The following is a 10,593-nucleotide window of genomic DNA, read 5'->3' on the forward strand; positions in this document are numbered from 1 at the left end:
CCACGCCATGACGCCGGATCAGCTTGCAGTTGCGGCAGATCGGCTTCACTGATGCTCTTACCTTCATTTCTTCGTTCTCCAAAAACCTAGCGGATGTTGCTGCCGCCAAAACCCTTGAGATTCGCCTTGCGCATCAGACCTTCGTACTGGTGGGACATCAGATGCGCCTGTAGCTGCGCCATGAAGTCCATGGTCACGATGACGATGATCAGCAGCGAAGTCCCGCCGAAATAGAACGGCACATTCCAGTACAGGATCAGGAACTCCGGCAGCAGACAGACGGCGGTGATGTAGACCGCGCCCACCGCCGTGAGGCGCGTCATCACACCGTCGATGAAACGCTCTGTCTGCACGCCAGGCCGGATACCCGGCACGAATGCGCCCTGCTTCTTCAGGTTCTCCGCTGTCTCGCGCGAATTGAACACCAGCGCGGTGTAGAAGAAGCAGAAGAAAATGATCGCCGCGGCATAGAAGGTCACATAGAGCGGTTGACCCGGCGCCAGCGTGGTCGAAATCTCCCGCAGCCAGCCCATGCCCTCGGCCTGCCCGAACCACTGTCCCAGTGTCGCCGGGAACAGGATGATACTCGATGCGAAGATCGGGGGAATGACGCCCGCCATGTTCAGCTTCAGCGGCAGGTGACTGGACTGACCACCGATCACCTTGCGCCCGACCTGGCGCTTCGCATAGTTGATCGTGATGCGTCGTTGCCCACGCTCGACGAAGACGACGAACGCCGTCACCGCCAGGGCCAGCACCAACAGAATGACCACGAAGGCTGCGGCGAGTTCACCGGTGCGCGCGAGCTCCAGAGTACCGCCGATCGCCGCCGGCAGTCCCGCCACGATCCCGGCGAAGATGATGATCGAGATCCCGTTGCCGATTCCGCGCTCGGTGATCTGCTCACCCAGCCACACGAGGAACATCGTCCCGGTGACCAGGGACACCACCACCGTCGGAATGAAGATGTGCGCGGGCGTCAGTGCCATCGGCATGCCCTGGATGGTCTGCCCACTCAGTGCGACCGAGATCCCGATACTCTGGAACAGCGCCAGGAAAACCGTGCCATAGCGCGTGTACTGCGTAATCTTGCGCCGCCCGGACTCCCCTTCCTTCTTCAGTTGCTGCAGGTGGGGAACGGTGGCGGCGAGCAACTGCATGATGATCGCCGAGGAGATGTAGGGCATGACCCCGAGGGCAAAGATCGAGAGCCGCTCCAGCGCCCCACCCGAGAACATGTTGAACATGTCGAGGATGGTGCCGCTGTGCTGGTCGAAAAAGCTCGCGACCGCCACGGGGTTGATTCCGGGAACCGGAATGAATGTACCAATGCGGTAGACGACCAGGGCGCCCAACACAAACAGCAGACGATGGCGGAGTTCAGAGAACCCGCTCAGCCCGGCACCTCGTGCTGCTGCTCCGCGTGCCATCTCTACTCCTCTACACGCCCGCCGGCGGCCTCGATGGCCGCGCGTGCGCCAGCAGTGACCCCAACGCCGCGCAGGACGCAGGACTTCTCGAGCTTACCCGAGAGGAAGATCTTCACGCGCTCGGCATTGCCCGGGATCAGGCCGGCGCCCTTCAGCGACTCGACGGTGACGTCACCGTCGACCAGCGCGAGTTCGTGCAGCCGGACCTCGGCGGTCGCATGCTTGACGCGCGAGCGGAAACCGACCTTGGGCAGGCGACGCTGCAAGGGCATCTGGCCGCCCTCGAAACCGACCTTGTGGTAGCCGCCGGAACGGGACTTCTGCCCCTTGTGGCCACGTCCGCCGGTCTTGCCGAGGCCCGAACCGATCCCCCGGCCCCGGCGCTTCGCATCGGGGCGCGAGCCGGGATTCGGCAACAATTCGTTCATTCGCATGATCAGGCCTCCTCGACCTTGAGCAGGTAGGCGACCTTGCGCACCATGCCCAGATTCTCCGGGGTGGCGTCAACCACCGCGGTGCTTTGCGTCCGGCGCAGACCCAGCCCGCGTACGCAGGCCTTGTGGTTCGCCAGACGGCCCGCCGTCGAGCGGACCAAAGTGAGCTTTAGCTTGTCCATATTCAACTCTTGATGTCTTCGAGCGTCTTGCCGCGCTTGGCGGCAACGAGTTCCGGGTTGTTTACCGCCAACAGCCCGTTGATCGTGGCCTGCACCACGTTGATCGGGTTGCGCGAACCCACGCACTTGGCCAGCACGTTGCGGACACCGGCCACCTCGAGCACCGCACGCATGGCGCCACCCGCGATGACCCCGGTGCCTTCGGAAGCGGGCTGCATGTAGACCGACGCCGCACCGTGGTAACCCTTGATCGCGTAGTGCAGGGTTCCCTGATCGAGGCTCACGTTCGTCATGTTCTGGCGGGCCTGCTGCATCGCCTTCTGGATCGCCAGCGGGACCTCGCGCGCCTTGCCATAGCCATAACCGACCCGACCCTCACCGTCACCGACGACGGTCAGTGCGGCGAAGCGGAACTGCCGGCCGCCCTTGACCACCTTGGCCACCCGATTGACGCTGATCAGTTTTTCCTGCAGGCCATCCGTGGCTTCACTTTGTTCATGACGTGCCATTGCTGTCTCCGTTGGAATCGAGTCTGATCAGAACTGCAGGCCGCCCTCACGGGCCGCGTCGGCAAGCGCCTGGACACGTCCGTGATAGCGGAACCCCGAGCGGTCAAACGCGACCCTTTCGATACCGGCTGCGCGAGCCCGTTCTGCGATGAGCCTGCCCACCTGTGCGGCCGCTTCCGCGTTGCCGGTGTACTTGAGATCGGCACGAACGGCCGACTCCACCGTGGATGCGGCAGCCAGCACGGCGTCACCGCCGGGGCCGATGACCTGTGCGTACATGTGCTTCGGGGTACGGTGGATGCACAGTCGATGCACACCCAGCTCCCGAATCTTGAAACGCGCGCGGCGCGCCCTTCTGAGTCTCGAGTCTTTCTTATCCACGGATCTACCCTACTTCTTTTTGGCTTCTTTACGAAGAATGCGTTCGCCCTTGTATTTCACGCCCTTGCCCTTGTAGGGCTCCGGCGGGCGGAAGCTGCGAATATTGGCGGCGACCTGACCAACCTGCTGGCAGTCGTGGCCCTTGACCACGATCTCGGTCTGCGTCGGCGTCTCGATCGTGATCCCCTCCGGCACCTCGAAGGCGATCGGGTGGGAGAACCCAAGCGACAGATTCAGCACCTTGCCCTGAGCCTGGGCCCGGTAACCGACCCCGACCAGTTCCAGGCCACGCTCGAAGCCCTGACTCACACCGTGCACATGGTTGCCCAGCACCGAGCGGATCGTCCCCGCCAGCGCGCTGTTCTCGGCGTTGGCGGCCGGCGCGACGGAAGCGACGCTACCGTCCACCGAGACCTCCACGGCCTCCGGACAACGCATGGTGATGACCCCCTTCGGGCCCTTCACGGTGATTTCCTGCCCACTGACCTGCAGGGAAACTCCTGCAGGCAGGTCGAGCGGTCTTTTTGCTACCCGAGACATGACTGTTTCCTCAGTAGATCTTGCAGAGCACTTCGCCGCCCTGCCCGAGGGCACGTGCGGCGCGGTCGCTCATCATCCCCTGGGGGGTGGAGATGACCGCTACACCAAGGCCTGCGTTGATTTTCGGCAGTTCGTCCTTGCCGCGGTAGATCCGCAGGCCCGGTCGGCTGATACGTTCGATGTTCTCGATGACGCCACGCCCCTGGAAGTACTTCAGGGTCACGCGCAGCGCCCTGGCCGCGCCCTCGCCCTCGATCGCAACGTCGCCAATGTAGCCCTCGTCGGCGAACACCTTCAGGAGGGCCTCCTTGGTGCGGCTGTAGGGCATGGCGACGGTCTTCTTCTGGGCACGCTGGGCATTGCGCAAACGGGTCAGCAGGTCGGCAATCGGATCGGTCATCATGGTTCTTGTCTCCTTACCAACTTGCCTTGCGCAGGCCGGGGATCTCGCCGCGCATCGCGAACTCGCGCAGCTTGTTGCGGCCGAGGCCGAATCGACGATAGTAGCCCTTCGGCCGTCCGGTGATGCCGCAACGGTTGCGCTTTCGCACCGGGCTGGAATCACGCGGCAGCTTCTGCAGTGCCTGCATCGCCGCCAGACGCTCCTCACCGGGGAGGGAGTCGTCCAGGATCTTCGCCTTCAGCTCGACCCTGCGTGCGGCGTATTTTTCCACCAGCTTCGCGCGCTTGAGCTCGCGCATCATCATTGAAGTCTTTGCCATCTCTTTGGGAACCTCGGGTTACTGCCTGAATGGGAAGCGGAACGCCTCAAGCAGCGCCTTGGCTTCCTCGTCACTTTTCGCGTTGGTCGTGATGGTGATATCCATCCCGCGCAGCTTGTCGATACGGTCGTAGTCGATCTCCGGGAAGATGATCTGTTCCTTCACGCCCAGGCTGTAGTTGCCACGACCGTCGAAGGACTTCGGGCTGAACCCCCGGAAGTCCCGGATACGGGGTATCGCCACGTTGATCAGCCGGTCCAGGAACTCGTACATCCGCACGCGCCGCAGCGTCACCTTGCATCCGATCGGATAATCATCACGGATCTTGAAGCCCGCAATGGACTTGCGCGCCTTGGTGACCACCGGCTTCTGGCCGGCGATCGCGGTCATGTCCGACAGGGCGTGCTCAATCACCTTCTTGTCGGCGACGGCGTCGCCCAGCCCCATGTTGAGGGTCACCTTGGTGATGCGCGGGACCTCCATCACGTTGCCGTACTCGAATTTTTCCCTGAGGGCCGGGACAACCGACTCCCGGTACTGCGCTCTCAAACGTTCCATGGCTCTCTTTCCCGCCCTTATGCGTCGACGACTTCGCCGTTCGAGCGGAACACCCGAACCTTGCGACCGTCTTCGAGGGTCTTGAAGGAAACCCGGTCGCCCTTGGCGGAGCCCGGGTTGAATAACATGACGTTGGAAACATCGATCGGCATCTCCTTTTCGATGATGCCCCCGGTCCGACCCATGTTCGGATTCGGCTTCTGATGCTTCTTCACCATATTGATGTTCTGGACCAGGACACGGTTATCCGTGAACGTGCGCAGCACGGTGCCGCGGCGTCCCTTGTCCTTGCCGGTGATGACCATGACGTCATCGCCCTTGCGAATCTTCTTCATTGCCTGCCTCACAAGACTTCGGGTGCGAGCGAGATGATCTTCATGAACTTCTCGCCACGCAGTTCACGGGTCACTGGCCCAAAGATACGGGTGCCGATCGGCTGCAGCTGGTTGTTCAGCAGCACCGCCGCGTTGCGATCGAAGCGGATCACCGAACCGTCGGGACGGCGCACGCCGGCCGCGGTACGCACGACCACCGCGTTGTACACATCGCCCTTCTTGACCTTGCCGCGCGGGATCGCGTCCTTGACGCTAACCTTAATCACGTCACCCACCCGCGCATACCGGCGATGCGAACCACCCAGCACCTTGATGCACTGCACCCGGCGGGCGCCGCTGTTATCGGCGGCCTCGAGAACGGTCTGCATTTGAATCATGACTTACTCTCCAACGAATGAGGCGCAGGGTCAGGCCGTGGCGCGGCTGACCACTTCGACCAGGGCGAAGCGCTTGAGCTTGGACAGCGGCCGGCACTCCTGCACACGAACGGTGTCACCGACACGGGACTCGTTGCCCTCGTCGTGGACGTACAGCCGGGTGCTGCGACGGATGAACTTGCCGTACAGCGGGTGACGCACCTTGCGCTCCACCAGCACCGTGCGGGTCTTGCTGGTCTTGTCACTCACCACACGCCCGATGATCGACCGTTGAGTCTTCGCCACTTCGTCGTTCATGTTCTTACCCTGCCAACTTGCGTTCGTTGATGAGCGTCTTGATCTGCGCGATCTCACGCCGGACCTTCTTCACACGGTCGGGACGGGCCAGCTGGCCCACGGCTTTCTGCATGCGCAGGGCAAACTGCTCCTGATAAAGGCCGTCCATCTCGGTGGCCAGCTCCGCGTCGGTTTTCTTCTGCAGCTCGGCGAATTTCATTACATCACCTGCCTACGGGCAAACGTGGTCTTGATCGGTAGCTTGGCAGCGGCCAGACGAAAGGCCTCCCGCGCGAGTTCCTCGCTAACGCCCTCCATCTCGTACAGGACACGACCGGGCTGGATCTTGCAGACCCAGTACTCGACGTTGCCCTTGCCTTTGCCCATGCGCACCTCAAGAGGCTTCTTGGACACCGGCACGTCCGGGAACACGCGAATCCAGATCTTGCCCCCGCGCTTGATGTGGCGGACCATCGCCCGCCGTGCGGCCTCGATCTGGCGCGCGGTGATGCGCCCACGGTCGACGGCCTGAAGGCCGTATTCCCCGAAGCTCACCTTGGCGCCGACCGTGGCCAGGCCGCGGTTCTTGCCCTTGAACTGCTTTCGAAACTTGGTTCTTTTTGGCTGCAGCATGTCAAATTCCTGTTGGCGCGGGCCTAGTTGGCGCTGGCGGGCTTGGCCTCGGACGAGGACCCGTCCAGGCCGAAGACCTCGCCCTTGAAGATCCAGACCTTGATGCCGATCACGCCGTAGGTCGTCTTGGCCTCGGCAAAGCCGTAGTCGATGTCCGCGCGCAGGGTATGGAGCGGCACGCGACCTTCGCGGTACCACTCGGAACGCGCGATCTCCGCACCGTTCAAACGGCCGGCGACGTGGACCTTCACGCCCTGGGCGCCGAGTCGCATCGCATTGCCCACCGCCCGCTTCATCGCGCGGCGGAACATGATACGGCGTTCCAGCTGCTGCGCAATGCCCTCCGCGACCAATTGGGCGTCGATCTCGGGCTTGCGGATTTCCTCGATGTTGATCTTGACGTTGTTGACCTCGAGCCCGCCCTGCTTCGCGACCTCGCGGCGCAGCGCCTCGATATCCTCGCCCTTCTTGCCGATCACGATCCCCGGGCGCGCCGTATGGATGGTGATATGCGCGGCCCGCGAGGGACGCTCGATCTGGATCCGGCTGACCGACGCGTGGGACAGGCGCTTGCGCAGGAAGGCGCGCAACTCCAGGTCATTGTTCAGGGTGCGACCAAAGGCGTCGCCGTCCTCGTACCAAACGGCGGACCAGGGACGGGAGATGCCAAGGCGGATGCCTGTCGGATGTACCTTCTGACCCATGGCTATCTCGCCCCCGTTTCACTGACGCCAATCAAGATATGGCTCGTTCGCTTCAAAATGCGGTTGCCGCGGCCCTTGGCCCGCGCGTGCATCCGCTTGAGGGTCGGGCCCTGGTCGATCTGTACACGGCTGACCCGCAGCTCGTCGACATCGGCCCCGTCGTTGTTCTCGGCGTTGGCAATCGCGGACTCCAGAACCTTCTTCATCATCGCAGCCGCCTTCTTGGGGCTGAATGCGAGTTCGTTCAGGGCCTGCTCCACCTTCTTGCCGCGGACCTGGTCGGCCACCAGACGCGCCTTCTGCGGCGAGATCCGGGCATAACGCAGCTTCGCGATGGTTTCTTCCGTTTTCATCACTAGTTCCTTAACGCGACTTCTTGTTGGCCACGTGACCCCGGAAGGTCCGTGTCGCGGCAAATTCGCCGAGCTTGTGGCCGACCATGTTCTCGGTCACCAGAACGGGCACGTGCTGGCGCCCGTTGTGGACCGCCATCGTCAAGCCCACCATCTGCGGGATGATCATGGACCGGCGCGACCAGGTCTTGATCGGGCGGCGGTCGTTCTTTTCCACGGCGACATCGACCTTCTTCAACAGGTGATGATCGACGAATGGGCCCTTCTTCAATGAACGCGGCATGCTCGAACTCCGTTACTTCTTCCGCCGACGCACGATCATGCCGTCGGTACGCTTGTTGTTTCGGGTCTTGTAACCCTTGGTCGGCACGCCCCACGGAGTCACCGGGTGACGCCCGAAGTTGCGGCCCTCACCACCACCATGCGGGTGATCCACCGGATTCATCGCGGTGCCGCGCACGGTCGGGCGGACCCCCATCCAGCGCTTCGCGCCGGCCTTGCCGAACTTGCGCAGGCTATGCTCCGAATTCCCGACCTCCCCGACCACCGCCCGGCACTCGGACGACACCCGGCGCATCTCGCCCGAGCGCAGTCGCAGCGTCGCATGACGCCCCTCGCGGGCCACCACCTGAACCGAGGTCCCGGCGGAGCGCGCCAGTTGCGCACCCTTGCCTGGTTTCATCTCGATGCAGTGCACGACGGTACCGACCGGAATCGAACGCAACTCCATCGCGTTACCGATACGGACCGGGGCCTGGCTGCCGCTGATGACGGGATCACCGGCCTTCAGCCCTTTCGGAGCGATGATGTAGCGGCGCTCGCCATCGGCGTACTTCAACAGCGCCAGGTGGGCGCTGCGGTTCGGATCGTACTCGAGGCGCTCGACCACCGCCGGGACATTGTCCTTGTTGCGCTTGAAATCCACCATGCGGTAGTGCTGCTTGTGGCCACCACCGATGTGACGGGTGGTGATGCGCCCCTGGTTGTTACGGCCGCCGCTCTTCGCCTTCTTCTCCAGCAGCGGGCCGTAGGGAGCACCGGAGTGCAGTTCCGGGGTCCGGATGTTGACCGCGTGGCGGCGCCCGGCCGAGGTGGGTTTCGTCTTGATGATCGCCATGACTTACACCTGCTCCCCTTCGCCCAACTCGATCTTCTCGCCTGGCGCGAGGGAGACGTAGGCCTTTTTCCAATGATTCCGCCGGCCCATGCGGCCGCCGAAACGCTTCATCTTGCCGTCCTGCACCAGGGTGCGGACCGACTCGACCTTCACCTCGAAGATCTTTTCCACCGCCTGCTTGATTTCGGTCTTGGAGGCATCGCGCAGCACCTTGAAGACATGCGTGCCGACTTCCCCCGCGGCGGTGGACTTCTCCGAGACCACAGGTCCCAGAATCACCTGCAGCAAACGCTGGTTCATCATGCCAACCACTCCTCTACACGCTTCACCGCGTCCGTGGTCATGACCACGGTCTCGGCGGCAACGAGCACGACCGGGTTGATCTCCGCAGCCGTGACGATATGGATGTGCGGGACGTTACGCAGCGCCTGCCGGGTACTGGCATCGTCATCACCAACGACGATAAGTCCCGACTCCATGCCCAACTGGCGCAGAGCGGCGACCGCGTCGCGGGTCTTGCCGGATTCCACCGAGAAGGTCTCGACGAAGCGGAGGCGATCCTGGCGCAGGAGTTCCGACAGGATCGAGGCCATCGCCGCGCGGTACATCTTCCGGTTCATCTTCTGGCTGAAGTCCCGGGTACTGGCCGCGAAGACCTTGCCGCCCCCGCGCCACAACGGGCTGCGGATGGTACCGGCCCTGGCGCGGCCGGTGCCCTTCTGGCGGAACGGCTTGATCCCACCGCCGCTGACCTCGGAACGGCCCTTCTGGGCACGCGTTCCAGCGCGCGCACCAGCCAGATGGGCCACTACGCTCTGGTGCACCAGCGCCTCGTTGAAGTCGCGCTCAAAGCACGCCGCGGACAGGTCCACCGCAGCTGCCGTATCTGTGGTATTCACTTGCATGTCTTCTTATCCCCTGGCCTTCACGGCGGGCCGGATGATCACATCGGCGCTCGGGGCACCCGGCACCGCACCGTGGATCAGCAGCAGCCCGCGGTCGTTATCGACCCGCACGACCTTCAGATTCTGTACCGTGGTCCTGGCGGCGCCCATATGGCCCGCCATCTTCTTGCCCTTGAACACGCGGCCCGGGGTCTGGTTCTGACCGATCGAACCCGGTGCACGGTGGGAGCGCGAGTTGCCGTGGGTCGCGTCCTGCATGTGGAAGTTGTGGCGCTTGATCACGCCCTGAAAGCCCTTCCCCTTGCTCTCCGAGGTTACATCGACCACCTGCCCATCGGTGAACAGACTCACGCCGATCTCGTCGCCAATGGCGAAGCCGTCGAGCTGCTCCGGGGCCACACGGAATTCCCAGAGACCGCGCCCGGGCTGCACCGATGCCTTGGCATAGTGGCCGGCCTGCGGCTTGCTGACCCGGGACGGCTTGCGCGCGCCGGCGGTCACCTGCACGGCGTCGTAGCCATCGCTGTCCACACGCTTCACCTGCACCACGCGATTGTGGCCGACCTGCACCACCGTGACCGGCAGGGAGGCGCCATCCTCGGTAAAGACCCGCGTCATACCAAGCTTGCGACCGATGAGTCCAAGAGACATTGCTAACCCCTTCGTAATCCACTCGCGCCCCGAGGGCGCTCTAAAGCCGTGGCCCGGCGATACCAAATCCCGCCGGGCCACGGAAAGCCACGCATTATGACAGAAATCCTTAGACTAGTTAAGCCTGATCTGCACATTTACGCCTGCGGCCAGATCCAGCTTCATCAGCGCATCCACGGTCTTGTCGGTCGGATCGAGGATGTCCATCAGACGCTTGTGGGTCCGCAGTTCGTACTGGTCGCGCGCATCCTTGTTCACGTGCGGCGAGATCAGGACGGTGTAGAGCTCACGCTTGGTCGGCAGCGGAATCGGGCCCTTGACCCGGGCACCGGTGCGCTTTGCGGTTTCCACGATTTCCGCGGCGGAACGATCGATCAGACGATGATCGAAGGCCTTGAGACGAATTCTGATACGCTGATTTGCCATTTTGCTCACTCGATGATCTTGGAGACGACGCCGGCGCCGACGGTACGACCGCCTTCGCGA

General features: G+C 63.2%; 23 protein-coding genes. All 23 read right to left on the reverse strand.

Features of this window, described 5'->3' with window-relative positions:
* Nucleotides 1-67: 50S ribosomal protein L36 (gene rpmJ, locus EA346_RS02525; RefSeq protein ID WP_296755283.1), on the reverse strand; the 67-nt coding region annotated here is incomplete at its 3' end.
* 19 nt (nt 68-86) lie between these two features.
* The gene (gene secY / locus EA346_RS02530) at nt 87-1,430 is read right to left on the reverse strand and encodes a preprotein translocase subunit SecY (RefSeq protein WP_296750258.1); all 1,344 of its coding nucleotides are present in this window, start codon (nt 1,428-1,430) and stop codon (nt 87-89) included.
* Nucleotides 1,431-1,432: 2 nt separating this feature from the next.
* Nucleotides 1,433-1,864, reverse strand: a complete 432-nt coding sequence (rplO, locus tag EA346_RS02535) for a 50S ribosomal protein L15 (RefSeq protein ID WP_296755245.1) — start codon at nt 1,862-1,864, stop codon at nt 1,433-1,435.
* A gap of 2 nt (nt 1,865-1,866) precedes the next feature.
* The gene (gene rpmD / locus EA346_RS02540) at nt 1,867-2,046 is read right to left on the reverse strand and encodes a 50S ribosomal protein L30 (RefSeq protein ID WP_296755247.1); all 180 of its coding nucleotides are present in this window, start codon (nt 2,044-2,046) and stop codon (nt 1,867-1,869) included.
* 2 nt (nt 2,047-2,048) lie between these two features.
* The gene (gene rpsE, locus EA346_RS02545; protein ID WP_296755250.1) at nt 2,049-2,555 is read right to left on the reverse strand and encodes a 30S ribosomal protein S5; all 507 of its coding nucleotides are present in this window, start codon (nt 2,553-2,555) and stop codon (nt 2,049-2,051) included.
* A gap of 27 nt (nt 2,556-2,582) precedes the next feature.
* A complete protein-coding gene (gene rplR, locus EA346_RS02550; RefSeq protein WP_296755252.1) occupies nt 2,583-2,936 on the reverse strand; it encodes a 50S ribosomal protein L18 in 354 nt (117 codons plus the stop codon).
* Nucleotides 2,937-2,945: 9 nt separating this feature from the next.
* Nucleotides 2,946-3,476, reverse strand: a complete 531-nt coding sequence (rplF, locus tag EA346_RS02555) for a 50S ribosomal protein L6 (protein WP_296755255.1) — start codon at nt 3,474-3,476, stop codon at nt 2,946-2,948.
* A 10-nt stretch (nt 3,477-3,486) separates the two neighbouring features.
* Nucleotides 3,487-3,879: a 30S ribosomal protein S8 gene (gene rpsH, locus EA346_RS02560; protein WP_296755257.1), complete on the reverse strand. Its 393-nt coding sequence runs from the start codon at nt 3,877-3,879 to the stop codon at nt 3,487-3,489.
* A gap of 13 nt (nt 3,880-3,892) precedes the next feature.
* Complete coding sequence (gene rpsN / locus EA346_RS02565; protein ID WP_296755259.1) at nt 3,893-4,198, reverse strand: 30S ribosomal protein S14; 306 nt, start codon at nt 4,196-4,198, stop codon at nt 3,893-3,895.
* A gap of 18 nt (nt 4,199-4,216) precedes the next feature.
* Nucleotides 4,217-4,756, reverse strand: coding sequence for a 50S ribosomal protein L5 (gene rplE, locus EA346_RS02570; protein ID WP_296755261.1), 540 nt, complete (start codon nt 4,754-4,756; stop codon nt 4,217-4,219).
* A 17-nt stretch (nt 4,757-4,773) separates the two neighbouring features.
* Nucleotides 4,774-5,091 (reverse strand): 50S ribosomal protein L24, encoded by a 318-nt coding sequence (rplX, locus tag EA346_RS02575; RefSeq protein WP_296755264.1) that lies wholly within the window; start codon nt 5,089-5,091, stop codon nt 4,774-4,776.
* 8 nt (nt 5,092-5,099) lie between these two features.
* Nucleotides 5,100-5,468 (reverse strand): 50S ribosomal protein L14, encoded by a 369-nt coding sequence (rplN, locus tag EA346_RS02580; RefSeq protein ID WP_006747232.1) that lies wholly within the window; start codon nt 5,466-5,468, stop codon nt 5,100-5,102.
* A gap of 30 nt (nt 5,469-5,498) precedes the next feature.
* Nucleotides 5,499-5,765 (reverse strand): 30S ribosomal protein S17, encoded by a 267-nt coding sequence (gene rpsQ, locus EA346_RS02585; protein ID WP_296755267.1) that lies wholly within the window; start codon nt 5,763-5,765, stop codon nt 5,499-5,501.
* A 4-nt stretch (nt 5,766-5,769) separates the two neighbouring features.
* Nucleotides 5,770-5,964 (reverse strand): 50S ribosomal protein L29, encoded by a 195-nt coding sequence (rpmC, locus tag EA346_RS02590; protein WP_296750282.1) that lies wholly within the window; start codon nt 5,962-5,964, stop codon nt 5,770-5,772.
* Complete coding sequence (gene rplP, locus EA346_RS02595; RefSeq protein ID WP_296750284.1) at nt 5,964-6,377, reverse strand: 50S ribosomal protein L16; 414 nt, start codon at nt 6,375-6,377, stop codon at nt 5,964-5,966. The genes rpmC and rplP overlap by 1 nt, the downstream gene beginning before the upstream one ends.
* 23 nt (nt 6,378-6,400) lie before the next feature.
* Entirely contained in the window at nt 6,401-7,081 is a 681-nt protein-coding gene (gene rpsC / locus EA346_RS02600; RefSeq protein WP_296755270.1) for a 30S ribosomal protein S3, read from the reverse strand.
* 2 nt (nt 7,082-7,083) lie between these two features.
* Nucleotides 7,084-7,434: a 50S ribosomal protein L22 gene (rplV, locus tag EA346_RS02605; RefSeq protein WP_296755273.1), complete on the reverse strand. Its 351-nt coding sequence runs from the start codon at nt 7,432-7,434 to the stop codon at nt 7,084-7,086.
* Nucleotides 7,435-7,444: 10 nt separating this feature from the next.
* Complete coding sequence (rpsS, locus tag EA346_RS02610) at nt 7,445-7,717, reverse strand: 30S ribosomal protein S19 (protein ID WP_296750290.1); 273 nt, start codon at nt 7,715-7,717, stop codon at nt 7,445-7,447.
* A 12-nt stretch (nt 7,718-7,729) separates the two neighbouring features.
* Nucleotides 7,730-8,551: a 50S ribosomal protein L2 gene (gene rplB / locus EA346_RS02615; RefSeq protein ID WP_296755276.1), complete on the reverse strand. Its 822-nt coding sequence runs from the start codon at nt 8,549-8,551 to the stop codon at nt 7,730-7,732.
* Between the two features lie 3 nt (nt 8,552-8,554).
* The gene (gene rplW, locus EA346_RS02620; RefSeq protein ID WP_296755286.1) at nt 8,555-8,851 is read right to left on the reverse strand and encodes a 50S ribosomal protein L23; all 297 of its coding nucleotides are present in this window, start codon (nt 8,849-8,851) and stop codon (nt 8,555-8,557) included.
* A complete protein-coding gene (gene rplD / locus EA346_RS02625; protein ID WP_296755278.1) occupies nt 8,851-9,456 on the reverse strand; it encodes a 50S ribosomal protein L4 in 606 nt (201 codons plus the stop codon). The genes rplW and rplD overlap by 1 nt, the downstream gene beginning before the upstream one ends.
* Nucleotides 9,457-9,462: 6 nt before the next feature.
* The gene (gene rplC, locus EA346_RS02630) at nt 9,463-10,107 is read right to left on the reverse strand and encodes a 50S ribosomal protein L3 (protein WP_296755281.1); all 645 of its coding nucleotides are present in this window, start codon (nt 10,105-10,107) and stop codon (nt 9,463-9,465) included.
* A gap of 114 nt (nt 10,108-10,221) precedes the next feature.
* The gene (gene rpsJ, locus EA346_RS02635; protein ID WP_006747221.1) at nt 10,222-10,533 is read right to left on the reverse strand and encodes a 30S ribosomal protein S10; all 312 of its coding nucleotides are present in this window, start codon (nt 10,531-10,533) and stop codon (nt 10,222-10,224) included.
* Nucleotides 10,534-10,593: the final 60 nt, after the last annotated feature.

Source organism: Thioalkalivibrio sp., assembly GCF_007692535.1.
Classification (GTDB): Bacteria; Pseudomonadota; Gammaproteobacteria; order Ectothiorhodospirales; family Ectothiorhodospiraceae; genus Thioalkalivibrio.